The following is a 23,695-nucleotide window of genomic DNA, read 5'->3' as shown; positions in this document are numbered from 1 at the left end:
ACCCACGTGAATGAATGGCGTTGCTCATAGCGCAGCCGGTTTTCCGTGCCTGCGAAAGCGTGTGCACTCCATGCGGCGCCGCACCAACAAAAAAGCGCTGCCGGTCAGCCGACCGGCAGCGCTTTCTCGGAACGGCCCTTAGCGGGGCACGTTCGACTTCGTGGTGCGTGAGGCCGGACTCGAACCGGCACACCCTTGCGGGCGTCAGGACCTAAACCTGGTGCGTCTACCAATTTCGCCACTCACGCAAATATCCGCCGCCTCCGCGCATGGCACGCAAGATGCGTTCTCTCCACGCGCCCGGGACTTGCCGGGGCTTCGTGTCGGCACGAAAACCGGCACGCCCGATCAGGCGAGCGCGAGATTCTACCCGATCTGTGCAGCATTGTCTCGCCCTACCGGCGCCCGTCGAAGAGCGGTGCTAGAATGCCGCGCTCGAGTGCCGGCCATGCGCCGGCGCGCGTCCCCGAATCCGCCTCCGCCACGATCTCACCCGTGAACTTCGACGACTACTGTCAGCAAAAGGCCGCCCCCGCGGGCTCCAGCGTCTACTACGCGCTGCGCCAGGCGCCGCTCGCCGCCGAACCGCGCCTGACGGCCCTGTTCGCGCTGCGCTGCGAACTCGAGGAAACCGTCAAGGAAACCAGCGATCCGACCGTCGGACACACGAAGCTCGCATGGTGGCACAAGGAACTCGCGGCGCTCGCCGCCGGCGAACCGTCGCATCCGGTCACGAAGGCGCTCGCGCAACACCACCCGGCGATCGGGGCCGAATCCGACGCGCTGCGCACGCTCGTCAGCGGTTACGGGATGGATCTCGAACAGGCGCGCTACCTGGATTTCGCGAACCTGGAGCGCTACATCGCGCAGGTCGGCGGCACCTTCGCGTCGCTGGTCGCGCGCGCAAGCGCCGCGAATCCGGCCGACCCGCAACCGTGGGCCGCGGATGCCGGCCGCGCGCTGATGCTCGCGCAGTTCGTGCAGGAACTCGGCAACGATGCGCGCCACGGCCGCATCTATCTGCCAATCGACGAACTGCAACGCTACAACGTGACCGCTGCCGACCTGCTGAACCGCCGCTACAGTCCGGCCTTCACCGAGTTGCTGCAGTTTCAGACGGGCCGCGCGCGCGAAGCGCTGGCCGCCGCCGACGCAGCGGTCCCCGCATCCGAACGCCGCGCGCAACGCACGCTGCGCGCGCAGATTGCACTGGCCGGTGCACTGCTCGACGAAATCGAGCGCGACGGCTACCAGGTGCTGCACCAGCGCATCGCGCTGACACCGATCCGCAAGCTGTGGATCGCGTGGCGCGCCGCGCGCCGCCGCTGATCCGCGCCGTCACCCTCCCAAGCGTCACACCTTCAGCAGCGGCAGCGTATCGAAGCGTTGCTGCAGTACGTGCGTTGCATCGAGCCCCCACCACGGCCCGAGCACGGTCGCATACAACTGGCGGAAATCGACCGCGACCGGCAGGTTGCCGTTGCCGTCGAGATGCCCGAGTGCCGGCGCCGCGCCGTACAGCCCGCCGGCCACGCGGCCGCCCATCACGAAATGCGGCGCAGCGGTACCGTGATCGGTGCCGTTGGTCTGGTTCTCGCGCACGCGCCGTCCGAATTCCGCATACGTCATCACGAGCGTCTGGTTCCAGCGCCCGAGTTCGATCAACGCGCCGCGCATCGCACTCATCCCTTCCGCAAACTGCTTGAGCAGCGCTGCCTGCTGCCCCGGCTGGTTCTGGTGCGTATCGAAACCGTTGAGCGTGAGCCGCAACACCGCGACGCCGTCCTGCGCGCCGGGCCCCGACGCCTCGCATGCCGCGAGCACCTGCATCGCGGTCTTCACCGACGTACCGAACGTGCCGGCCGGAAAAGCCGTCTTGAACTCGCGCATCCCGCCGCGCGGGCGCAGCCGGTCGGCCGCCTTCACGATATCGTTCTCGACGTCGATGATGTGCGCGAGCGCCGGGTTCCGCTCGCGCAGCGACGACGGTTCGGCCAACCTCGCCGCGCGGACGAACTGCGCAGGGTTGACGAGCGCGATCGCGCGCGCGCCGTTCGCGAGCGGCCCCATCTCCGCGCTGCCGAGCACGACGCCGTCGGCAGCGAAGCCGGGCGGCACCGGCGCCTGCGCGAACGTGCGCGTGAGCCAGCCTTCGTGCAGGTACTGGTCCGAGCGCGACGCGGTATCCCAGATCTCGATCGAGCGGAAATGCGACAGGTTCGGCTGCGGGTAGCCGACGCCCTGCACGACAGCGACCTGCCCGTCGCGCCACAGCGGCATCAACGGCGCGAGCGACGGGTGCAGCCCCGTATGCGCATCGAGCTGCAGCACATGGTCGCGCGCGATGCCGATGCTGCGGCGGAACTGGTAGTAGAGCGGATCGGCATACGGCACCACCGTGTTGAGGCCGTCGTTGCCGCCCTTCAGCTCGACGAGGATCAGCACGTTCGCGTAGCCGGCCGCCGGCTGCCGCCCCGCCGCGGCCATCGATGTCGCCGCCTGCGCGGGCGACTGCCACAGTGACACGCCCGCCGCGGCCGCGGCGCCCGTCAGCGTCAGAAAATCACGTCGGTTCATCGTGCATCCTTCGGTTCGCCGCGCGGCGCGGCCATCGCGGCAGCGCGCCGGTTCATCGTCGTTTCGGTCATTTCAGTTGGTAGGCCGGATCCATCAGCAGCGCCTCGAGATACGCGCTGCCGGTCGAGTCCGTATCGATTGCCGCGACCGGCGACAGCGGCAGCACCGCGTGCTGCAGTTGAAGCTCGGTCGACAATCCGGCAATCGCCTGCGGCCGCGCACGATACTGCGCAAGCCAGCGTTCGAGGTCGAATCGCAGGCCGCCGCGCGCGGGCCTCGCCGGCGCGTCGCGCATGTCGGCAACCGGTATCGTTTGCGCACGCGCATTCGGCGACGGTGTCGCCATCGCACGCGCGGGCGCCCGCATGCCGACGGTCTCGGTTGCGCGGAACAACTGCTCGACGAACTGCTTGCGCGCGAGCAGCGTCGTGCTGTTGATCCACATCGCACCACCCGGCCAACCCTTCACGTTCGGCGGATAGAACAGGTTCTGCCCGAGCGTGCGCACGGTGTTCGCGAGCATTTGCGGATCGCCATACGCGACGTCGAACAACCGCATCGATCCGACGACGAACTCGGCCGGCGACTTCACGAGCACGCCGCGATTGCGCGGATCCCAGAATTCGTCGGTCGACCAGAGCGCTGCGAGCGCCGCGCGTATGTCGTAGCCGCTCGCGCGAAATCGTTCGGCGACGACATCGAGCGCGCCGGCATCGGGCGCATCGGACACGAACTCGCGCCACAGCTTGCCGGCGATGAAGCGAGCGGTGTCGGGCCGCTTCAACAGGATGTCGAGAAAGCCGTCGCCGTCGAGCGCACCGGTCTCGCCGAGTATCGTCTTGTCGCCCGTGTCGTGCCACTCGGGCCGCGCCGCGAAGCGCAACGTATCGGGATCGACGCTCCAGCCGGTCATCGCGCGCGCGGCTTCGGTCACGTCATGCTGGGTGTAGCGCCCTTCGCCGAGCGTGAACAGCTCCATCACCTCGCGCGCGAAATTCTCGTTCGGGCGTCCCTTGCGGTTGCTCGCGCCGTCGAGATACTGGAGCATCGCCGGATCCTTCGCGACCGCGTGCAACAGCGTACCGAAGTTGCCGAGCGCCTCGCGGCGAAACAGCGCATTTTGCGCGGCCATCGTCTGCGGGTACGGGACCTTGTCCTGCCCGGACGTGAAGTGCCCGTGCCAGAACAGCGTCATGCGCTCGGTGAGCGGCGTCGGCGTCACGACCATCTCGTTGACCCACGCCACCCGCAACGCATCGTAGCGGCGATTGCGTTCGCGCTGCGCGTCGCGCCGCATGTCGGAGGTCAGCGCCTGTCGCTGTGCGCGGGTCGGCGGCAGCTCGGCGAGCCAGTCGGGCCAGGTCGTCACGGGGTCGCGGCGCACGTTGCCGAGCGTATCGGCCACGACCTGCGCGCGCGTCATCCCGACGATGCGGGCGACCTCGGCCGGTGCGGGAGAAAAGCCGGTGCGGCTCAGGAAGAACAGCGCATCGTCGGCGTCGAGCGGCGCCTGCATCGCGGGCGATGCCGGGGCGGCAGCGTTCGCTTTCATCGTCGTGGGCTCCCGGAACGCACCGGCGGTGCGGATGCCGGTACAACGGCAGCAGGCATCTGAAAGTTGACGGGAAAATTGCTACGGAATCGTTCCGCGCCGTGCTGGATCGCGTGGGTGTCAGCGCTTGTACAGCTCGCGGACGGCGTCCTCGATGTGCTGGCGCAACAGGTGGCGCTCCTCGGGCGTCATGTGCCCGTCGCGGCGGCGCTGTTCGAGATCGGGAGGCACGGCAGAACGGACCGCCGTGTCGGCGGCACGGTCGGGCTGCGGCGCTTTGCCGCGCTGCAGCTTGCGCGACGAGGCGCCCTGCTCGGGGCGCTGCGCATACGCGAAGTTCGACGCATATGGACCGGCAAGTGCGATCGTCAGCATCAGTGCAATCCGGGCAGATCGCATGACCGTCCTCGCTTCTCTGGTCGATTTGTTCCCTTCGTCACGCGGCAACCGGTTACCTCTGGTACTTGAAAAACCCTGCGGAATTCGGGCGTACAAAGATGAAAGATGGAGTGCAGGGGAGTATCTACCGAATTTCGGCTTCGAGTAAAGGAATCTCTATAGCCTGCCTTTACTCCGCGCGACACTACGGGTAAATTTTGTAACGGACTGTAACGCGCGAAAATGCGCAGCCGTGCGTGATTTCCCATTCGCGATAAGATGCCGCTCATGGAAACGAAAAACCCCTCCAAGATTCTCGTCGTCGACGACGACCCGCGCCTGCGCGATCTGCTGCGCCGCTATCTCGGCGAGCAGGGTTTCAACGTGTACGTCGCGGAAAACGCGACCGCGATGAACAAGCTCTGGGTGCGCGAGCGCTTCGACCTGCTCGTGCTCGACCTGATGCTGCCGGGCGAGGACGGCCTGTCGATCTGCCGCCGCCTGCGCGGCAGCAACGACCGCACGCCGATCATCATGCTCACCGCGAAGGGCGAGGACGTCGACCGCATCGTCGGCCTCGAGATGGGCGCCGACGACTACCTGCCGAAGCCGTTCAATCCGCGCGAGCTCGTCGCGCGCATTCACGCGGTGCTGCGCCGCCAGGCGCCGGCCGAACTGCCGGGCGCGCCGTCGGAAACCACCGAGGTGTTCGAGTTCGGCGAGTTCTCGCTGAACCTAGCCACGCGCACGCTGACGAAGTCGGGCCAGGAAATTCCGCTGACGACCGGCGAATTCTCGGTGCTGAAAGTGTTCGCGCGCCATCCGCGCCAGCCGCTGTCGCGCGAAAAGCTGATGGAGCTTGCGCGCGGCCGTGAATACGAAGTGTTCGACCGAAGCCTCGACGTGCAGATCTCGCGCCTGCGCAAGCTGATCGAACCGGATCCGGGCAGCCCGCGCTTCATCCAGACCGTCTGGGGCCTCGGCTACGTGTTCATTCCGGACGGCGCCGCCTGATCTTTTTCCTTTCCGGTTTCGCCCGTCCACGGCCCGTCCCATGCGTATCGACCGGCGCCTCCTGCAGCTCGCGTTCGGCGGGCTGTTCTGGCGCACCTTCCTGCTGATCGCGCTGCTGATCTCGGTCAGTCTCGCCGCGTGGTTCCAGAGCTTTCGCGTCATCGAGCGGGAGCCGCGCGCGCAGCGCGTCGCGCTCCAGCTCGTCGCGATCGTGAAGCTCACGCGCACCGCCCTGCTCTATTCCGATCCCGATTTGCGGCGTGCGCTGCTGCAGGATCTCGAGAGCAACGAGGGCGTGCGCGTGTACCCGCGCGAAAAGACCGACAAGTTCAAGCTGCAGCCCGACGAATCGCTGAACCGCCTGATCGAACACGACATCCGCAGCCGTCTCGGCGACGATACCGTGATCGCGCAGTCGGTCAACGACATCCCGGGCGTGTGGATCAGTTTCAAGATCGACGACGACGACTACTGGGTCGCGCTCGACCGCGACCAGCTCGACAGCGTCACGGGCCTGCAGTGGGCCGGCTGGGGCCTGTTCGCGCTCGCGCTGTCGCTGTTCGGCTCCGCGTTCATCACGAGCCTCGTCAACCGGCCGTTCTCGCGGCTGGCGCTCGCCGCGCGCCAGGTCGGTTCCGGCCAGGCGCCCGATCCGCTGCCCGATCGCGGGATGGGCGTCGCGGCCGAGACCAACCGCAGCTTCAACCAGATGGTGCGCGATCTCGAACAGCTCGAGGCCGACCGCGCGCTGATGCTCGCGGGCATCTCGCATGACCTGCGCACGCCGCTCGCGCGGCTGCGCCTCGAGACCGAGATGAGCCCGTCCGACCAGGCGACCAAGGACGCGATGGTCGACGACATCGAGCAGATGGACCGTATCATCGCGGCCTTCATCGATTACGCGCGCCCGTCGCAGCGCAAGCCCGAGCCCGTCGACCTGTCGTCGATCGTGCAGGAAGTCGCGGCGCGCGTGTCGGGCGAAGACGGCGTCGAGATCCGCACACGGCTCGCGGCGACCGCCGTGATCGAAGCCGACGAGACCGACATGCGCCGCGTCATCGGCAACCTCGTCGAGAACGCGCGCAAATACGGCCAGAGCCGCGACGACGGCGTGTCGCGCATCACGCTCGAGACGCGCGTGACGCACGCGCGCGTCGAATTGTCGGTGAGCGACGAGGGCCCCGGCATCCCCGAAGACCAGCTGCCGCTCGTGATGCGGCCGTTCTACCGCGTCGACACGGCGCGCACCAAGGCGGACGGCACGGGGCTCGGCATGGCGATCGTGCTGCGCCTCGTCGGCCGCTATCGCGGCGCGCTGCGCCTGCGCAACCGCAGCCCCGAAGCGGGCCTCGAAGTCATCCTCGAATTCCCCGGCGCCGGCAAGACGCGTGCGACGGCGTGACGCGTTCGCGCACGCTTCTTGCGCGTCACACTATCGGCGCGGTTGAAAAAAACTATGGGGATCGTTAGTCAAAATCTATTGAAGCACTTTGTTAATAGTGTTATAGTCCCGCTCATGCTGTCACACCAACGTTGCAGCACCGAGGTAGCTTGACTCAGTCTTCTTCCCAACTCATACAGGAGTATCCGCATGAAAACCGTGGGCGATAAACTCGAAGCATTCACCGTCGTAGCCGCGAAGCCGGGCTTCAACAATCACGAGGAAAACGGCCAGTCGGCATTCGAGACCATCACCGAAGCGTCGTTCCCGGGCAAGTGGAAGATCATCTACTTCTATCCGAAGGATTTCACGTTCGTGTGCCCGACGGAAATCGTCGAGTTCGCGAAGCTGACGAAGCAGTTCGAAGAGCGCGACGCCGTCCTGCTCGGCGGCAGCTCGGACAACGAGTTCGTGAAGCTCGCATGGCGCCGTGAGCACAAGGACCTGAACAAGCTGAACCACTACTCGTTCGGCGACGTCAAGGGCGAGCTGATCGACCAGCTCGGCGTGCGCGACAAGGAAGCCGGCGTGGCCCTGCGCGCAACGTTCATCGTCGATCCGGACAACACGATCCAGCACGTTTCGGTGAACAACCTGAACGTCGGCCGTAGCCCGGAAGAAGTCCTGCGCATTCTGGACGGCCTGCAAACGGACGAACTGTGCCCGTGCAACCGTGCAGTCGGCGGCGCAACGCTGTAAGCGCATCGATGCACGAAGCCCGCGGAGCACGTCCTGCCTGCGGGCTTTTTTAACGGCCAACCCATAGGAGATATCAATGGAATTCATCGACTCGATTAAGGCACGCATCCCCGACTACGCGAAGGACATTCGCCTGAACCTCGACGGCACGATCTCGCGCTCGTCGCTCGAAGGCACCGATGCAGTCGGCGTCGCGCTGGCGGCGGCGGTCGCGGCGAAGAGCACCGTGCTCGTGAAGACGATCCGCGAAGCCGGCGTGCTGTCGCCCGAAGAGACGAACGCCGTGCTGACGGCGGCCGCGCTGATGGGGATGAACAACACCTGGTATCCGTATGTCGAGATGGCCGACGACGCCGACCTGAAGACGCAGCGTGCCGAGCTGCGGATGGGCGCGTATGCGTCGCACGGCGGCGTCGACAAGCGCAGGTTCGAGATGTACGCGCTCGCCGCATCGATCGTCGGCAAGTGCCACTTCTGCGTGAAGTCGCACTATGCGCTGCTGAAGAACGAGCAAGGAATGACGACGACGCAACTGCGCGACGTCGGCCGCATCGCGTCGGTGATCAACGCCGCCGCGCAGGTGATCGCCGCCGAAGGCGAATAAGCCGTCGCGCAAGCGGCAACGCGGTGCAATGCAGCGGCCATGCGCGCCGAACCGCGCCGCAAATGAAAAATGCCACGCAAGCGCGTGGCATTTTTCGTTCCGGCGGCGCAACCGGCGCGCCGCTTCGGACCGGCTTCAGGCGCTCACGCGCCCTGCTTCACCAGGAGTGCAGCGGCCTGCGCCTCGATGCCCTCGCCACGGCCGAGATAGCCGAGCTTCTCGTTGGTCTTCGCCTTCACGTTCACGCGCTCGAGCGGCAGCCCGAGATCGGCCGCGATGTTCGCGCGCATCCCGTCGATGTGCGGCGCGAGCTTGGGCGCCTGCGCGATCACCGTGCTGTCGACATTCTGGATCGTGAAGCCGGCCGCCTTCACGCGGGCGACGCACTCGCGCAACAGCACGCGGCTGTCCGCGCCCTTGAACGCCGCGTCGGTGTCCGAGAAATGGCGGCCGATGTCGCCCAGCGCCGCCGCACCGAACAGCGCGTCGGTGATCGCGTGCAGCAGCACGTCCGCGTCCGAATGACCGAGCAGGCCGCGCTCGTAAGGAATCGTCACGCCGCCGATGATGAGGGGGCGCCCAGGGACGAGCTGGTGCACGTCGTAGCCTTGTCCGATTCTGAAATCCATGCGTATTCCGGTTGAGATGAGGTGAAAGTCAGGAAGCGTTCGCGGGGCGCGCGAGGATCGCTTCCGCAAGCGCGAAATCTTCCGGGTACGTGACCTTGAAGTTGCGCAGGCTGCCCTGCACGACGCGTGGCGTATGGCCGGCCCATTCGATCGCGCTGGCCTCGTCGGTCAGGTCGTGCCCTTCGCGCTGCGCGCGCAGGATCGCGTCGCGCAGCATGCCGATGCGGAACATCTGCGGCGTCTGCGCCTGCCACAGCGCGTCGCGCGATTCGGTGCGCGCGATCGCGTCGCCGCCAGCCGGCACGCGCTTGAGCGTATCGGCCACCGGCAGCGCGACGATGCCGCCGACCGGGTCGTCCTTCAGCGTCGCGACGAGCGTGCGGATCAGCTCCGGCGTGATGCCCGGGCGCGCAGCGTCGTGCACCAGCACCCAGTCCTGGTCGCTCGCGCCGAATTCGGCCAGCTCGAGTAGCCCGTTGAGCACCGACGCCTGCCGCGAGCCGCCGCCGCAGCGGCGCACCGCGAAACGCAGGCCCGCGAAGCGGCGCGCGTCGAAATGCGTGTCGTCGGGCGCGAGGACGACGAGCGTCTGCGCGAATTCACTGCACGCGTCGAACGCGGCAAGCGTGTAATGCAGGAGCGCGCGGCCGGCCAGCGTGCGGTATTGCTTCGGCACGGCCGAACCGGAACGGCTGCCCGTGCCGGCGCAAGGAATCAGGGCGAAAAGTCGGGGAGTCACGAAGGGGAAACGCCGGAAAGATGAAATCGAGAAGCGGATTTTATAATAGGTCTTTCGTCTCGACCGGCGCGCCGCGATGCGCCCGTGCCCGCCACCCCTGCCGTCCCTATGCCAGACAACGCTTCCACCCCGTTCGCTTCGCCCGTCGCCCGCGTCAAACCGGGCCAGCGGTTCGCCTTCGACGGCGCGCACGGCTCCGCCGACGCACTCGCCATCGCCCGCTATCTCGCCGACAACCGCGACGCGGTCCCGCTCCTCGCGGTGATCTGCGCGAACGCGGTCGACGCGCAGCGGCTGTCGCAGGAAATCCGCTACTTCTCGCCCGATGCGCGCGTGCGCCTGCTGCCGGACTGGGAAACGCTGCCGTACGACACGTTCTCGCCGCACCAGGATCTCGTCTCCGAGCGCCTCGCGACGCTGCACGACCTCGGCGAGGGCCGCTGCGACATCCTGCTGGTGCCCGCGACCACGGCGCTGTACCGGATGCCGCCCGCGTCGTTCATGGCCGCGTACACGTTCGCGTTCGCGCAGGGCGAGCGGCTCGACGAGGCGAAGCTGAAGGCGCAACTCACGCTGGCCGGCTACGAGCACGTGAGCCAGGTCGTGCGACCCGGCGAATACTGCGTGCGCGGCTCGCTGATCGACCTGTACCCGATGGGCTCGCCGCTGCCGTACCGGATCGACCTGTTCGACGACCAGGTCGACTCGATCCGTGCGTTCGATCCCGATACGCAGCGCAGCCTCTACCCGGTGCGCGACGTGCGCCTCCTGCCCGGCCGCGAGTTTCCGTTCGACGAAGCCGCGCGCACGGCCTTCCGCAGCCGCTGGCGCGAAACCTTCGAAGGCGACCCGAGCCGCGCGCCGATCTACAAGGACATCGGCAACGGCGTGCCGTCGGCCGGCATCGAGTATTACCTGCCCCTCTTCTTCGACGAGACGGCCACGCTGTTCCACTACCTGCCGCCGGATGCGCACCTCGTGTTCACCGGCGACCTCGAAGCGTCGATCCGCCGCTTCACGGCCGATACGAAGCAGCGTCACGCGTTCCTCGCGCACGATCGCGAGCGGCCGATCCTCGAGCCGCAGCGCCTGTTCCTGTCCGACGAGGATTTCTTCGCGTTCGCGAAGCCGTTCGCGCGCGTCGTGCTGCCCGCGCAGCCGGCCGGCGGCTGGGCGACCGGCCTGCCCGAGCTCACCGTCGACCGCCATGCGGACGATCCGCTCGCCGCGCTACGCACGTACGTCGAATCGTCGGGCAAGCGCGTGCTGCTGACGGTCGAATCGGCCGGCCGCCGCGAAACGATCCTGCAACTGCTCGCCGAGCATCACCTGCGCCCCGCGTCGAACGACCACTTCGCAGGCTGGCTCGAAAGCGACGCGCCCTTCGCGCTCGGCGTCGCGCCGCTCGCGAGCGGCTTCGCGGTGCCGGGCGAAGGCTACGCGATCGTCACCGAAACCGAGTTGTACGGTGCGCTCGGCCGCCGCGCCGGGCGCCGCCGCCAGGAACAGGCGAGCAACGTCGACGCGATGGTGCGCGACCTGTCGGAGCTGAAGGTCGGCGATCCGGTGGTGCATGCGCAGCACGGCATCGGCCGCTACATGGGCCTCGTGTCGATGGATCTCGGCGAAGGCGAGACCGAGTTCCTGCATCTCGAATACGCGGGCGACAGCAAGCTCTACGTGCCGGTCGCGCAACTGCACGTGATCTCGCGTTACAGCGGCGCCGATCCCGACAGCGCGCCACTGCACGCGCTCGGCTCGGGCCAGTGGGAGCGCGCGAAGCGCAAGGCCGCGCAGCAAATTCGCGACACGGCCGCCGAGCTGCTGAACCTGTATGCGCGCCGCGCGGCCCGCGAAGGCCACGCGTTCGCGCTCGACCCGCGCGACTACGTGAAGTTCGCGGAAAGCTTCGGCTTCGAGGAGACGCCCGACCAGGCCGCGGCGATCGCGGCCGTGATCGGCGACATGACGAGCGGCAAGCCGATGGACCGCCTCGTGTGCGGCGACGTCGGCTTCGGCAAGACCGAGGTCGCGCTGCGCGCCGCGTTCATCGCGGTGATGGGCGGCAAGCAGGTCGCGCTGCTGTCGCCGACCACGCTGCTCGCCGAGCAGCACACGCAGACCTTCGTGGACCGCTTCGCGGACTGGCCGGTGCGCATCGTCGAGCTGTCGCGCTTCAAGACCGCGAAGGAAGTGAACACGGCGATCGCGCAGATCAACGAAGGCAGCGTCGACATCGTCATCGGCACGCACAAGCTGCTGTCGTCGGACGTGCAGTTCAAGCGCCTCGGCCTCGTCATCATCGACGAGGAACACCGCTTCGGCGTGCGCCAGAAGGAAGCGCTGAAGGCGCTGCGCGCGGAAGTCGACGTGCTGACGCTCACCGCGACGCCGATCCCGCGCACGCTCGGGATGGCGCTCGAGGGGCTGCGCGATTTCTCGGTGATCGCGACCGCGCCGCAGAAGCGGCTCGCGATCAAGACCTTCGTGCGGCGCGAGGAGGAAAGCGTGATCCGCGAGGCGATGCTGCGCGAGCTGAAGCGCGGCGGCCAGGTGTATTTCCTGCACAACGAGGTCGAGACGATCGAGAACCGCAAGGCGATGCTCGAGGAACTCGTGCCCGAGGCGCGCATCGTGATCGCGCACGGCCAGATGCACGAGCGCGAACTCGAACGCGTGATGCGCGATTTCGTCGCGCAGCGCGCGAACGTGCTGTTGTGCACGACCATCATCGAAACCGGCATCGACGTGCCGAGCGCGAACACGATCATCATGCATCGCTCGGACAAGTTCGGCCTCGCGCAGCTGCACCAGTTGCGCGGCCGCGTCGGCCGTTCGCACCACCAGGCGTATGCGTACCTGCTGGTCCACGACCCGCAGTCGCTGACCAAGCAGGCGCAGCGCCGGCTCGAGGCGATCCAGCAAATGGAGGAACTCGGTTCGGGCTTCTATCTCGCGATGCACGACCTCGAGATCCGCGGCACCGGCGAGGTGCTCGGCGACAAGCAGTCGGGCGAGATCCACGAGATCGGCTTCCAGCTTTACACCGACATGCTGAACGACGCGGTGAAGGCGCTGAAGAACGGCAAGGAGCCCGACCTCACCGCCCCGCTCGCCGCGACGACGGAAATCAACCTGCATGCGCCCGCGATCCTGCCGGCCGACTACTGCGCGGACGTGCAGGAGCGGCTATCGCTGTACAAGCGTCTCGCGAACTGCGAGCACGGCGACGCGATCGACGGTATCCAGGAAGAGCTGATCGACCGCTTCGGCAAGCTGCCGCCGCAGGCGCACGCGCTCGTCGAGACGCACCGGCTGCGGATCGCCGCGAAGCCGCTCGGCATCGTCAAGATCGACGCGAGCGAGGCGGCGATCGGGCTGCAGTTCGAGCCGAACCCGCCGATCGACCCGATGCGGATCATCGAGATGGTGCAGAAACACCGGCACATCAAGCTCGCGGGCCAGGACAAGCTGCGCATCGAGACGCGCTCGCCCGATCTCGCGATCCGCGTATCGACGATCAAGGAAACGCTGCGCGCACTCGCGCCGCGCGCCGACGCGGCGAGCGCGGCACGTTGACCACATGGCCGCGATGCTGCACCGCATCGCGGCCGGTGAAGGCGGGCGAACGCGTTTTTGAGTATGATTTTCCCATTCATCAGACGGAGTTTTGCCATGTCCACTCTCGACGCGACGGCGCCGTCCGCCGCCGACCAAGGCGACGCTTCGCTCGTCAGCCTGCCCTGGATCAAGCAGTTGGTGTCGATGGACACGACGAGCCGCGTGCCGAACCTCGGCCTGATCGAAACGGTGCGCGACGCGCTTGCCGCGAAGGGCATCGCGTCGACGCTCACGCACGATCCGCGCGAAGGCTGGGCCAACCTGTTCGCGACGGTGCCCGCGCACGACGGCTCGACCGACGGCGGCATCGTGCTGTCGGGGCACACCGACGTCGTGCCGGTCGACGGCCAGCAGTGGGACAGCGACCCGTTCGCGCCGGAGCTGCGCGACGGCCGCCTGTACGGCCGCGGCACGTGCGACATGAAGGGCTTCATCGGCACGGCGCTCGCGCTGCTGCCCGAGATGCAGGCGACGAAGCTCGCGAAGCCGATCCATTTCGCGCTGTCCTATGACGAGGAAATCGGCTGCGCGGGCGCACCGCTTCTGATCGCCGATCTGGTCAAGCGCGGCGTCAAGCCGTCCGGCTGCATCGTCGGCGAGCCGACCAGCATGCGGCCGATCATCGCGCACAAGGGCATCAACGCATATCGCTGCTGCGTACGCGGCCACGCGGCACACTCGTCGCTGACGCCGAAGGGCCTGAACGCGATCGAGTATGCGGCGCGCCTCATCTGCCACATCCGCGACATCGCAGAGCGCTTCCGCGCCGAAGGCCCGTTCGACGAGCTGTACGACGTACCGTTCACGACCGCGCAAACGAGCACGATCCAGGGCGGCAACGCGATCAACACGGTGCCGGCCGAATGCCGGTTCGACTTCGAGTTCCGCAACCTGCCGACGCTCGATCCCGAGCAGATCTTCACGCGCATCGAAGCGTATGCGCAGGAAACGCTGCTGCCGCAGATGCGTCGCGAGCATCCGAACGCGGCGATCGAGTTCTCGAAGATCGCCGCCGCACCCGGGCTCGATGCGACCGAACAGGCCGCGATCACGCAGCTCGTGCGCGCGCTGACGGCCGACCAGGACAAGCGCAAGGTCGCATATGGCACCGAGGCCGGCCTGTTCGAACGCGCGGGCATCCCGAGCATCGTCTGCGGGCCCGGCAACATCGAACAGGCGCACAAGCCGAACGAATATGTCGAACTCGCGCAGCTCGCCGCCTGCGAGCAGTTCCTGCGCAAGTTCATCCGCAGCATGTCGGTCGACGCACACTGACTGCCCCCGCCACGCCGGCCTGCGTGTGCGGGCCGGCCCACCCCGCCACCCGCCACGTCATGTCGACTGAACAACAGGGCACTGCCCATACGACGATCGACGGCGAGCCGATTCCGACGCTCGACGAAATCGCCGCGCAGCATTTCGCGTTGTCGCCGTGGGTCGCGCGCACGCCCGTGTTCGAGCGCGCCGACCTGCCTTCCCTCGAGGGCACGCACGTCAACTTCAAGTTCGAGCTGCTGCAGGTGAGTGGCAGCTTCAAGGCGCGTGGCGCGTTCACGCACCTGCTGGCCCTCGACGAAGCGCGCAAGAGCGCCGGCGTCACGTGTGTGTCGGCCGGCAATCATGCGGCAGCCGTCGCGTACGCGGCGATGCGGCTCGGCAGCAGCGCGAAGGTCGTGATGTTCCATACCGCGAGCCCGGCGCGCATCGCGCAGTGCAAGCAGTACCGCGCGGAAGTCGTGCTCGCCGGCAGCGCGTCGCAGGCATTCGACCTCGTGCGGCGGATCGAGGCGGAGGAAGGCCGCTTCTTCATCCATCCGTTCAACGGCTATCACACGATTCTCGGCACCGCGACGCTCGGCTACGAATGGGCAACGCAGACGCCCGATCTCGACGCGGTGATCGTGCCGATCGGCGGCGGCGGGCTCGCTGCCGGCATGGCGACCGCGCTGCGGCTCGCGAATCCGCGCGTGCACGTGTATGGCGTCGAACCGGAAGGCGCCGACGCGATGAGCCGCAGCTTCGCGGCGAATCACACGGTCACGATGAGCGCGATGCAGACCATCGCCGACTCGTTGATGGCACCGCACACCGAGGAATACAGCTACCAGCTGTGCAGGCGCCACGTCGACCGGATCGTCACGGTGTCCGACGACGCGCTGCGCGCGGCGATGCTGTTCCTGTTCTCGCACCTGAAGCTGGCGGTCGAACCGGCGTGCGCGGCAGCGCTCGCGGCGCTGCTCGGCCCGCTGCGCGAAACGCTGCAGGGAAAGCGGGTCGGCGTACTGCTGTCGGGCACGAATACCGACCCCGCGACGCTCGGCATGCATCTCGCGCACGCGAAACTGCAGCACTGAAGCCGTGCGCGGCACCGAGGGTTATCCCCAGTTTATGTTGACAGCCCTGTTGATAACCCGCCGGACATGCACGCAAGTGATTGACCGCGCAGCGTTTTACGCGCGCGAGGCATGCCGGATGCGAAATAGGCAGATGCCGTCTTCGAACGCACGTCCCGCGACGTGGCGGCGTCGCGCGCACCACGCGATCGGCGCTGCCGCCATCGCGCTGCTCGCTGGTTGCGCGGCACCACCCTCGCCCGTCATCGACACGCCCGCGGCCTGCGTGCAGCCTGACGCGCACCAGATGCTGCAGGCCGACCTGCTGTTCGGGCGCGCTATCGCCGGACGCGGCCCCGTCACCGATGCGGAACGCGCGGCCTTCCTCGCCGACGTCGTCACGCCGCGCTTTCCGGACGGCTTCACGTACTGGGACACCCACGGCCAATGGCGCGACCGCGCCACCGGCCAGATCATCCGCGAAGCCAGTTTCGTGGTCCGCATCGTCGCCGACGATACGGCCGCCACGCACGCGCGGCTTGCCGAGATCCGGCAAGCGTACCGCGAGCGCTTCCGGCAGGAGTCGGTCGGCATCACGCGCGTGCCGGCCTGCGCGTCATTCTGACTCGTCCTCATCGATCGACGCGCGGCGATGCGCACAAAAAAACGGGCGCCCGAAGGCGCCCGTCGCATGCGAGACATCCGCGTATCGCTTACTTGTTCTCGAACATGTCCATGATCTGCTGCTTCTCCTGCTGCGTGACGGGCGGCGGTGCGAGCCCCTCCGAGCCGGCCGAGCCGAGCGCGTCGTTCGCGCTGATCGCGTTCGCGGCCGGGTTGATGTCCACGCTCGCGACGAAGCCGTTGCCCGGCGTGCGATCAGCGTAGTAAAGCTCGCCGTCGATCGACGTCAGCCCGTCCGGCATCGGCATCTGCTGCTCGGGTACGCCGTTCAGCGCGGTGCGCATGTAGTTCACCCAGATCGGCAGCGCGAGCTGCGCGCCGAATTCGCGACTGCCGAGGCTCTTCGGCTGGTCGAAGCCCATCCATGCAACGGCGACGAGCGACTGCTGGTAGCCGGCGAACCAGCCGTCCTTCGCATCGTTCGTCGTACCCGTCTTGCCCTGCAGGTCGCGTCGGCCGAGCGCGTTGGTGCCCGCGCCCGTGCCGGCCGTCGCGACCGTATGCAGCAGGCTGTTCATCACGTATGCGTTGCGGCCCTCGATCGTGCGCGGCGCGGTGCCGCCGGCGATCACCGGCTGCGACTTCTGCAGCGGCTGGCCGCGCGCGTCGTCGACTTCGGCGATCAGGTACGGATCGACCTTGTAGCCGCCGTTCGCGAACACCGCATAGCCGGTCGCGAGCTGCAGCGGCGTGACGAGGCCGGCACCCAGCGCCATCGGCAGGTACGGCGGCGTCTTCGCCGGATCGAAGCCGAAGCGCTGCGTCACGTACTCCTGCGCGTACTGCGTGCCGATCGACGCGAGGATCCGGATCGACACGAGGTTCTTCGATCGCTGCAGGGCCGTACGCATCGACATCGGCCCGTCGGGCTGGTCGTCGTCCTTCGGCTCCCACGCGGTGCCGCCCGGCACGCTCGGCGGGAAGTACAACGGTGCGTCGTTGATGATCGTCGCCGGTCCGAGGCCCTTGTCGAGCGACGCCGAATAGATGAACGGCTTGAACGACGAACCCGGCTGGCGCCACGCCTGCGTCACGTGGTTGAACTTGCTCTTGTTGAAGTCGAAGCCGCCGACGAGCGAGCGGATCGCACCGTCCTGCGGCGCGATCGCGACGAGCGCGCCTTCGACCTGCGGCAGTTGCACGACCTGCCAGCCCGCGTTGCCGTCCTTCAGCACGCGCACGATCGAGCCCGGCTTGATCCGCAGCGTCGCGTTCGCGCGCGGGCTCAGCGCGGCCGACACGAAGCGCAGCCCGGCCGGGCCGATCGTCGTCGTCGCGCCGCCGACGAACTGCACCTCGACCGCGTTCGGCGCTGCAGCCAGCACCACCGCCGACTGCAGGTCGCCGTTGTCCGGGTGATCGGCGAGCGCATCGTCGATCGCCTCGTCGCGGTCGTCGCCGGCCGCCGGCAGGTTGATCGAGCCTTCCGGCCCGCGATAGCCGTGGCGGCGCTCGTAATCGAGAATGCCGCGACGCACGGCCTGGTACGCCGCTTCCTGGTCGGCCGAGTTGATCGTCGTCGTGACGGTCAGCCCGCGCGTATAGGTTTCATCCTTGTACTGCTGATACATCATCTGCCGCACCATCTCGGCGACGTATTCGCCGTGCACCGCATACTGGTTGCCCGGCGTGCGCACGTGGATCTCTTCCTTCACCGCCTGGTCGTACTGCGGCTGCGTGATGTAGCCGATCTCGAGCATGCGCTTCAGGATGTACTCCTGACGCACCTTCGCGCGCTTCGGATTGACGACCGGGTTGTATGCGGACGGCGCCTTCGGCAGCCCCGCGAGCATTGCCGCTTCCGCGAGCGTGATGTCCTTCAGGTCCTTGCCGAAATACACGCGCGCGGCGGCCGCGAAACCGTACGAGCGCTGGCCCAGGTAGATCTGGTTCATGTACAGCTCGAGGATCTGGTCCTTCGTCAGGGCCTTTTCGATCTTGTACGCGAGCAGCATCTCGTAGATCTTGCGCGTATACGTCTTCTCGCTCGACAGAAAGAAGTTGCGCGCGACCTGCATCGTGATCGTGCTCGCGCCCTGGCGCGCGCCGCCGTGCATCAGGTCGGCGACGCCAGCGCGCAGGATGCCGAGGAAGTCCACGCCGCCGTGCTCGTAGAAGCGGTAGTCCTCGATCGCGAGCACCGCCTTCTTCATCACGTCGGGAATGTCCTGGAAGCGCACGAGGCTGCGGCGCTCCTCGCCGAACTCGCCGATCAGCACGTGATCGGCGGTGAACACGCGCAGCGGCACCTTCGGCTGGTAGTTGGTCAGCGCATCGAGCGGCGGCAGTTGCGGCGCCATCACGACGAGTGCGTAGCCGACGATCAGCGCACCGACGATCGCGAGCGTCGCGAACAGGCCGACGAACCACAGCGCGACGCGCGAGCCGAACGAGCGGCGATCGGCGCCCCCGCCTCCGCTGCGCTGCGCGCGACGGTCGTCGCCGCGGTCGTCGTCATCGGGGTAATAGGCCCCCGACGGCGAACGGCGCAACGTGTAGTGAGGCTCGTTTCGGTCGGAAGGAGAAGACGGTCGTTTGATAATTGGCATGTCGGAATGGCGGGCGGCGTGGCGCCCTCGGACGCATGCGGAAAATGCAAGCGGATGAATCAGAGTGGGTGCATCGTGGCAACTGTCACGTCGACAGACCCCGCCGCGCGGCGATCCGTTCCCGCGACGTGACAGCGCATTTTAATGAAATCGACCGATCGGCTTCGCGATTTTTTGTAAAAATTCCCGCACAAGCGTGAATTGCGGAACGTATTGGCGCGATGCTCCGCCTATCATGGACTCGCAACCCGGTGCGTGCCGCGGCGTTTCTTTCAGATGCGAAAGGTTGAAGCCCGCACGCACATGGCGCTTGAACTCCGGCACTTAAGTCGTATTTAAGGGGCCGGCGGTGTAATATCCGCCGGCTCACGCGGGTCGGAACCGATTCGCGACGGGCATTGCCGCTGACGCGGCACCTTTCAACCACGGAGGATTTCATGTCGCTTTTCGACTCTGTTTCGCGCACGATCAAAGGCCTGCTGAACGATGCGGCCGACTCGGTACAGGATCCGTCGCGCGACGCACGGCAGATCGTGCGGGAGCTCGACGACAGCATCGGCCGTGCCGAGAATTCGCTGATCGAGATCGAGGCACAAGTCGCGACCCAGCGCAGCAAGCGCGATGCGGCCGACGACAAAGTGAAGAAGTACGAGGACGGCGCGAAGCGCGCGCTGCAGGCCGGCGACGAAGCACTCGCACGCGAGGCGCTCGCCGCGCAGTCGAACGCGGAAGCCGAGCGCGATGCGCTCGCGGCCGAACTCACGACGCTCGAGCCGTCGGTCGACAAGCTGAAGGGGCAGATCGCCGACATGCGTCAGCGCCGCAACGACCTGAACGCACGCTCGAACATCCTGCAGGCCAAGCAGGAAATCGCGCAGGCGAAAGACGTCGCGGCCAGCGCGCTGGGCGGCATCGGCGGCAAGAACCTGTCCGAGGATTTCCAGAAGCTCGAGGACAAGGTCGCGCTGCAGAACGCACGCTCGGACGCCCGCCTGAATTCGGCCGACACGTCGAGCGGCAAGGCGCTCGACGACAAGCTCGCCGCGCTGAACAAGGGCCCGTCGGTCGAGGACCGCCTCGCCGCGCTGAAGAAGCAGCTCGACACGCCCGCGCAGTAACGGCAACCGCGCCGCGGCCCGCCGGGCCTGCGGCGCGCACCGATCGTCAGGAGACGGGCGCTTGCGCCCGGTTCGACCATGAAGAAATCTCTCGCCGCTCTCGGCCTCTCGCTGATGCTGCTGTCGTCCGCCGCGTTTGCGGTCCCGTCGCTGCAGCAGGTCGAGCAATCGATCGCGCAGCGCAACTGGCAGCAGGCCGACACGCAGCTGTCGCAAGTCATCGACGCCCATCCGAACAACGCGCATGCGCGCTACCTGTACGCACAGGTGCTGGACCGCGAAGGCCGCGCGTCCGACGCGCTCGCGCAACTGCAGCGGGCGAAGTCGCTCGATCCGCAACTGCGCTTCACCGATGCGGCGCGTTTCGCGCAGACCGAATCGCGCATTCGCGCGGACGCCGCGCGCACAAGCGGCAATGCACCGTCGGCCACCCAGGCCGGTTCGTTGCAGTCGTCGCTCGCCCCCGCCGCGCCGGTCGCGAAACACGGTCCGTCGACCGGCATGTGGATCGGCCTCGGGCTGATCGTCGCGATCATCGCGCTGGTGCTGCGCTGGACGTTGCGGCGCGCACGCTCCGCCGATAACAGCCGCGCCGACGACGAACGCCGCACGCAGTTGAAACGCGCGACCGACGTGCTGAACGACATCCGTCCGCTGAAACTCGACGCGAAGCTGTCGACGGCGCCGGGCGCCGCCGCACTCACCGGCGAACTCGAAGGCATCGAGACCGATGCACGCACGCTCGTCGAGGCGCTGTCGAACGGCAAGAACCCGGTGCCGCCGTATCGCATCGACGAACTCGAACAGCGACATGCGAGCGTGAAGGCGCGCGTCGAAGGCCGCCCCGATCCGAGCGCGCAACCCGCGGCGCCCGCAAACGGCAGCGGCTCCGTGTATGCGCAGGAAGCCGATCGCGTGACCGGCATGCAAGGCCAGCCCTATCAGCAGCAACCGTACCCGCAGCAGCCGTACCCGCAACAGCAGCCGCCCGTCGTGGTCCAGCAAGGCGGTGGCTTCGGCGGCGGAATGGGCGGGCTGCTGACGGGCGTGCTGCTCGGCGAGGCGATGTCCGGCGGCCGCGAACGCGTGGTCGAACGCGACGTGATCGTCGACGACCAGCGCCGGCGCCAGGAGAACAACGATCCGGGCTTCGACCTCGGTCGCGGCGACAACTCGAACTGGAGCGACGGCAACGGCGGAGGCAGCGTCGATCTCGGCAGCAACGACGACGGCTGGACCGACGACAACACCTGAGCAGTCCACACGCGGGCGTTGACGCGTCGCGCCGCGCCCGCCCCCCTTACACCGCGCTTCCTTTCATTTCCGCTCGCACCGGCGCCCTCCGTGATTTGTTAATCATTTCAAGATGGGCTACCGGCAATGGGGCACGTTCGCTATCATGCGGCCATCGGCGTGCCTCCGATCCCCTCCGACCCGCCAGACGCTTCGCAGCCCTGCGCGTCGCGGCACGCCTGCCCTCGCCCAACCAGGAGAAAGCCGCTCATGAGCATAATCAAGGAATTCAAGGAGTTCGCCGTCAAAGGCAACGTGATGGATCTCGCCGTCGGCGTGATCATCGGCGGCGCATTCTCGAAGATCGTCGACTCGGTCGTGAAAGACCTCATCATGCCGGTGATCGGCGTGCTGACGGGCGGTCTGGATTTCTCGAACAAGTTCGTTCTGCTCGGCACCATCCCTCCGTCGTTCAAGGGTAATCCCGATTCGTTCAAGGACCTGCAGGCGGCGGGCGTCGCCGCATTCGGCTACGGCTCGTTCATCACCGTGGCGATCAATTTCGTGATCCTCGCATTCATAATTTTCCTGATGGTGAAATTCATCAACAAGCTGCGCAAGCCGGAAGAGACCGCGCCGGCCGCGACGCCGGAAGACACCGTGCTGCTGCGCGAGATCCGCGATTCGCTCAAGCAACGCTGAGCACCGCGCCACGTAGCATCCGCCGGGCCCGCCAAGTGCGGGCCTTTTTCATGGGCACGCGCCGCGCGTGGCCCATCTCACTTTTTTGTGACGCGCGAATGCACGCGCGGGAAAAGCAGGTCTATGATGGAGACTAAACGACAGTACGGGCGCCAAGACGCTGGCTGTGTCGATCATCGTGGCAAGCGGGTCGACGGGAGACATTGATCGTCGTACCGCACGAGTGCAGCATTTTCGTGTGCTATAAAGGATCGACATGCGGCGTACATAGCCGGGAGTGGGTCGCATGAAAGTGCCGCATTTCTTGCAATTGTTTTTGAGGCGAGTGTTTATGTCCTTCCCGAAAAAACGTCGACGTGCGCAACAGGACGGCCAGGAGTCGTTCCTCGCGGTATTGCGCCACTCGAAACCGTTCGCGCAGCTCGACACCAAGATTGCCCGCGCCCGTGCGCAGGACGAACCCGTCCTGTATGCGCATGTGCTGCCCGGCCTCGACGTGCTCCTGTGCAGCGTGCGCGGCGCTCAGCCGCCCTATCCGGCCATCGCCGAACTGCGCAAGCGCTGCATCGAATCGATCGCCAACGCACTCGAACAACCGCTCGACGGCCTCGAGAACGGCGGGTACTGGTACGAGGCGAACGGCTTCGGCTTCCTCGTGTTCGCGAGCCGCGCCCGCGCGCGCATCCTGCCCGAATTTGGTGCAGGCACGAAGGCGAGCCTGCGCGGCGGCCTCGGACGCCAGAACGCCGGCGACACGACACCGCGCTCCCTCGGCTGAACCGACACCGACACGATGGGCCGCCTCCGGGCGGCCCATCGGCCATTCAGGCTTCCCGCTTCACTGTCGCGGCGCGATCACTGCGCCGTCGCGCGCCCGTTGCCGGGCCGGACGATGTCGATGAACGCGGCGAAATCGGCACCGGCAAGCCCCTGCGCGGCGCCCAGCCGCAGCACCTGCTGCACCGTGGCCGATACGGGCATCACCGCGCCGGTGTCGCGCGCCGCATCGGCGATCGCGTCGACGTCCTTCTGGAACGTGCTCAGCGCGCCGATCGGCGGATGACCGCCTGACGTCATGCGCGGCACGAAGGTCTGCAGCAGCACCGAATCGGCCCACCCGCCCGCCAGTGCGTCGGCCAGACGCGCGGCGTCGATGCCGCTCGCCTGTGCGAGGCCGACCGCTTCCGCGATCGCGGTCACCGTCGCGGTGACGATCGCCTGGTTGCAGAGTTTCGCGGTCTGGCCCGCGCCCGCGTCGCCCATGTGCGTGATGCGCGACGCGTAGGTGTCGATCAGCGGCCGCACCGCGTCGAGGTCGATCGCGCCACCACCCGCCATCACCGCGAGCGTGCCGGCCTGCGCGCCGGGCACGCCGCCCGATACGGGCGCGTCGATCCAGCCGACGCCGAGCGCGGCCGCGCGCGCCGCGTAGTCGCGCGTCGCGGCAGGCGGAATGCTCGAATGATCGACGATGCGCTTCAGGCGGCGTGCATTCGCATCGCCGGCGAGGAGCCCGTGCTCGCCGAACGCGACGTCGCCGACCGCACGGCCGTCGAGCACGCACACGAACACCGTGTCGACGCGCTCCGCCAGTTCGCGTGGCGTGTCGACCACCTGTGCACCGTCCTTTTCGAGCGCCTCGGCCTTGGCGCGCGTCCGGTTCCATACGCTGACCCGATGGCCCGCCGCCAGCAAATGCCGAATCATCGGCGCGCCCATCAATCCCGGTCCGCAAAATCCGACTTCCACGATGTTCCTCGTCTCCAATTGGGGTTGCACTTGCCGCCCATCATACCTATCACTCAAGAAGCCGGACACGCGC

At 67.2% G+C, this 23,695-nt stretch carries 20 protein-coding genes and 1 tRNA gene; 13 read left to right on the top strand and 8 right to left on the bottom strand.

Annotated elements, in window-relative coordinates:
• Positions 1 to 161 precede the first annotated feature (161 nt).
• Positions 162 to 248 (bottom strand) — tRNA-Leu (locus WS66_RS19735).
• A 247-nt stretch (positions 249 to 495) separates the two neighbouring features.
• On the opposite strand from WS66_RS19735, the gene hpnD reads away from it, so the two are divergent.
• Positions 496 to 1,329 carry a presqualene diphosphate synthase HpnD gene (gene hpnD, locus WS66_RS19730; protein ID WP_059599977.1) on the top strand — a complete coding sequence of 278 codons (834 nt, stop codon included), beginning with the start codon at positions 496 to 498 and terminating at the stop codon, positions 1,327 to 1,329.
• 24 nt (positions 1,330 to 1,353) lie between these two features.
• Here the strand turns inward: hpnD and WS66_RS19725 are convergent, their stop codons facing one another.
• The 3 genes from WS66_RS19725 to WS66_RS19715 all read right to left on the bottom strand — a co-directional run bounded on the left by WS66_RS19725 (position 1,354) and on the right by WS66_RS19715 (position 4,528).
• Entirely contained in the window at positions 1,354 to 2,577 is a 1,224-nt protein-coding gene (locus tag WS66_RS19725) for a DUF1501 domain-containing protein (protein WP_059599974.1), read from the bottom strand.
• 67 nt (positions 2,578 to 2,644) lie between these two features.
• Positions 2,645 to 4,129: a DUF1800 domain-containing protein gene (locus WS66_RS19720; RefSeq protein ID WP_059599973.1), complete on the bottom strand. Its 1,485-nt coding sequence runs from the start codon at positions 4,127 to 4,129 to the stop codon at positions 2,645 to 2,647.
• A 120-nt stretch (positions 4,130 to 4,249) separates the two neighbouring features.
• Entirely contained in the window at positions 4,250 to 4,528 is a 279-nt protein-coding gene (locus tag WS66_RS19715; RefSeq protein ID WP_059599972.1) for a hypothetical protein, read from the bottom strand.
• Positions 4,529 to 4,786: 258 nt separating this feature from the next.
• Here WS66_RS19715 and ompR point away from each other — a divergent pair, with 258 nt between their 5' ends.
• The 4 genes from ompR to WS66_RS19690 all read left to right on the top strand — a co-directional run bounded on the left by ompR (position 4,787) and on the right by WS66_RS19690 (position 8,265).
• The gene (ompR, locus tag WS66_RS19705; RefSeq protein WP_004192636.1) at positions 4,787 to 5,521 is read left to right on the top strand and encodes an osmolarity response regulator transcription factor OmpR; all 735 of its coding nucleotides are present in this window, start codon (positions 4,787 to 4,789) and stop codon (positions 5,519 to 5,521) included.
• A 40-nt stretch (positions 5,522 to 5,561) separates the two neighbouring features.
• Positions 5,562 to 6,923, top strand: a complete 1,362-nt coding sequence (locus WS66_RS19700) for an ATP-binding protein (RefSeq protein WP_059599971.1) — start codon at positions 5,562 to 5,564, stop codon at positions 6,921 to 6,923.
• A 189-nt stretch (positions 6,924 to 7,112) separates the two neighbouring features.
• Entirely contained in the window at positions 7,113 to 7,661 is a 549-nt protein-coding gene (locus WS66_RS19695) for a peroxiredoxin (protein ID WP_059599970.1), read from the top strand.
• A 76-nt stretch (positions 7,662 to 7,737) separates the two neighbouring features.
• Entirely contained in the window at positions 7,738 to 8,265 is a 528-nt protein-coding gene (locus WS66_RS19690; RefSeq protein ID WP_044843722.1) for a carboxymuconolactone decarboxylase family protein, read from the top strand.
• Positions 8,266 to 8,408: 143 nt separating this feature from the next.
• On the opposite strand, the gene ispF is transcribed toward WS66_RS19690, so the two are convergent.
• Together ispF and ispD are read right to left on the bottom strand one after the other, a co-directional pair.
• The gene (gene ispF, locus WS66_RS19685) at positions 8,409 to 8,894 is read right to left on the bottom strand and encodes a 2-C-methyl-D-erythritol 2,4-cyclodiphosphate synthase (protein WP_057925367.1); all 486 of its coding nucleotides are present in this window, start codon (positions 8,892 to 8,894) and stop codon (positions 8,409 to 8,411) included.
• 28 nt (positions 8,895 to 8,922) lie between these two features.
• Positions 8,923 to 9,633 (bottom strand): 2-C-methyl-D-erythritol 4-phosphate cytidylyltransferase, encoded by a 711-nt coding sequence (ispD, locus tag WS66_RS19680; protein ID WP_059599969.1) that lies wholly within the window; start codon positions 9,631 to 9,633, stop codon positions 8,923 to 8,925.
• A gap of 108 nt (positions 9,634 to 9,741) precedes the next feature.
• On the opposite strand from ispD, the gene mfd reads away from it, so the two are divergent.
• From mfd to WS66_RS19660, 4 genes are all read left to right on the top strand, one after another.
• Complete coding sequence (mfd, locus tag WS66_RS19675) at positions 9,742 to 13,212, top strand: transcription-repair coupling factor (protein ID WP_059599968.1); 3,471 nt, start codon at positions 9,742 to 9,744, stop codon at positions 13,210 to 13,212.
• Positions 13,213 to 13,308: 96 nt separating this feature from the next.
• On the top strand, positions 13,309 to 14,529 hold the full coding sequence (gene argE / locus WS66_RS19670; RefSeq protein ID WP_059599967.1) for an acetylornithine deacetylase: 1,221 nt from the start codon (positions 13,309 to 13,311) through the stop codon (positions 14,527 to 14,529).
• 59 nt (positions 14,530 to 14,588) lie between these two features.
• Positions 14,589 to 15,608, top strand: coding sequence for a threonine/serine dehydratase (locus WS66_RS19665; protein ID WP_059599966.1), 1,020 nt, complete (start codon positions 14,589 to 14,591; stop codon positions 15,606 to 15,608).
• 133 nt (positions 15,609 to 15,741) lie between these two features.
• Positions 15,742 to 16,212 carry a DUF3574 domain-containing protein gene (locus WS66_RS19660; protein WP_059599965.1) on the top strand — a complete coding sequence of 157 codons (471 nt, stop codon included), beginning with the start codon at positions 15,742 to 15,744 and terminating at the stop codon, positions 16,210 to 16,212.
• 88 nt (positions 16,213 to 16,300) lie between these two features.
• Here the strand turns inward: WS66_RS19660 and WS66_RS19655 are convergent, their stop codons facing one another.
• Positions 16,301 to 18,820, bottom strand: coding sequence for a penicillin-binding protein 1A (locus tag WS66_RS19655; RefSeq protein WP_059599964.1), 2,520 nt, complete (start codon positions 18,818 to 18,820; stop codon positions 16,301 to 16,303).
• 437 nt (positions 18,821 to 19,257) lie between these two features.
• Between WS66_RS19655 and WS66_RS19650 the strand changes: the two genes are divergently transcribed.
• The 4 genes from WS66_RS19650 to WS66_RS19635 all read left to right on the top strand — a co-directional run bounded on the left by WS66_RS19650 (position 19,258) and on the right by WS66_RS19635 (position 22,651).
• Positions 19,258 to 19,938, top strand: a complete 681-nt coding sequence (locus tag WS66_RS19650) for a PspA/IM30 family protein (RefSeq protein ID WP_044843730.1) — start codon at positions 19,258 to 19,260, stop codon at positions 19,936 to 19,938.
• Between the two features lie 78 nt (positions 19,939 to 20,016).
• On the top strand, positions 20,017 to 21,192 hold the full coding sequence (locus tag WS66_RS19645) for a tetratricopeptide repeat protein (protein ID WP_059599963.1): 1,176 nt from the start codon (positions 20,017 to 20,019) through the stop codon (positions 21,190 to 21,192).
• 249 nt (positions 21,193 to 21,441) lie between these two features.
• Positions 21,442 to 21,873, top strand: a complete 432-nt coding sequence (gene mscL / locus WS66_RS19640; protein ID WP_059599962.1) for a large conductance mechanosensitive channel protein MscL — start codon at positions 21,442 to 21,444, stop codon at positions 21,871 to 21,873.
• Positions 21,874 to 22,204: 331 nt separating this feature from the next.
• Positions 22,205 to 22,651, top strand: a complete 447-nt coding sequence (locus WS66_RS19635) for a hypothetical protein (protein ID WP_027784713.1) — start codon at positions 22,205 to 22,207, stop codon at positions 22,649 to 22,651.
• 77 nt (positions 22,652 to 22,728) lie between these two features.
• On the opposite strand, the gene WS66_RS19630 is transcribed toward WS66_RS19635, so the two are convergent.
• Positions 22,729 to 23,622: an NAD(P)-dependent oxidoreductase gene (locus tag WS66_RS19630; protein WP_059599961.1), complete on the bottom strand. Its 894-nt coding sequence runs from the start codon at positions 23,620 to 23,622 to the stop codon at positions 22,729 to 22,731.
• Positions 23,623 to 23,695 lie beyond the last annotated feature (73 nt).

It is taken from the genome of Burkholderia sp. LA-2-3-30-S1-D2, assembly GCF_001523915.2.
Lineage (GTDB): Bacteria > Pseudomonadota > Gammaproteobacteria > Burkholderiales > Burkholderiaceae > Burkholderia > Burkholderia diffusa.
The sequence above is the reverse complement of the archived record's forward strand: the minus strand, read 5'-3'. Positions and strand labels throughout refer to the sequence as shown.

Coding starts and splice junctions, on each gene's coding strand:
- WS66_RS19725 (WP_059599974.1), bottom strand. CDS start 2,577: ATGAACCGACGTGATTTTCTGACGCTGACGGGCGCCGCGGCCGCGGCG.
- WS66_RS19720 (WP_059599973.1), bottom strand. CDS start 4,129: ATGAAAGCGAACGCTGCCGCCCCGGCATCGCCCGCGATGCAGGCGCCG.
- WS66_RS19715 (WP_059599972.1), bottom strand. CDS start 4,528: ATGCGATCTGCCCGGATTGCACTGATGCTGACGATCGCACTTGCCGGT.
- ompR (WP_004192636.1), top strand. CDS start 4,787: ATGCCGCTCATGGAAACGAAAAACCCCTCCAAGATTCTCGTCGTCGAC.
- WS66_RS19700 (WP_059599971.1), top strand. CDS start 5,562: ATGCGTATCGACCGGCGCCTCCTGCAGCTCGCGTTCGGCGGGCTGTTC.
- WS66_RS19695 (WP_059599970.1), top strand. CDS start 7,113: ATGAAAACCGTGGGCGATAAACTCGAAGCATTCACCGTCGTAGCCGCG.
- WS66_RS19690 (WP_044843722.1), top strand. CDS start 7,738: ATGGAATTCATCGACTCGATTAAGGCACGCATCCCCGACTACGCGAAG.
- ispF (WP_057925367.1), bottom strand. CDS start 8,894: ATGGATTTCAGAATCGGACAAGGCTACGACGTGCACCAGCTCGTCCCT.
- mfd (WP_059599968.1), top strand. CDS start 9,742: ATGCCAGACAACGCTTCCACCCCGTTCGCTTCGCCCGTCGCCCGCGTC.
- argE (WP_059599967.1), top strand. CDS start 13,309: ATGTCCACTCTCGACGCGACGGCGCCGTCCGCCGCCGACCAAGGCGAC.
- WS66_RS19665 (WP_059599966.1), top strand. CDS start 14,589: ATGTCGACTGAACAACAGGGCACTGCCCATACGACGATCGACGGCGAG.
- WS66_RS19660 (WP_059599965.1), top strand. CDS start 15,742: ATGCCGTCTTCGAACGCACGTCCCGCGACGTGGCGGCGTCGCGCGCAC.
- WS66_RS19655 (WP_059599964.1), bottom strand. CDS start 18,820: ATGCCAATTATCAAACGACCGTCTTCTCCTTCCGACCGAAACGAGCCT.
- WS66_RS19650 (WP_044843730.1), top strand. CDS start 19,258: ATGTCGCTTTTCGACTCTGTTTCGCGCACGATCAAAGGCCTGCTGAAC.
- WS66_RS19645 (WP_059599963.1), top strand. CDS start 20,017: ATGAAGAAATCTCTCGCCGCTCTCGGCCTCTCGCTGATGCTGCTGTCG.
- mscL (WP_059599962.1), top strand. CDS start 21,442: ATGAGCATAATCAAGGAATTCAAGGAGTTCGCCGTCAAAGGCAACGTG.
- WS66_RS19635 (WP_027784713.1), top strand. CDS start 22,205: ATGTCCTTCCCGAAAAAACGTCGACGTGCGCAACAGGACGGCCAGGAG.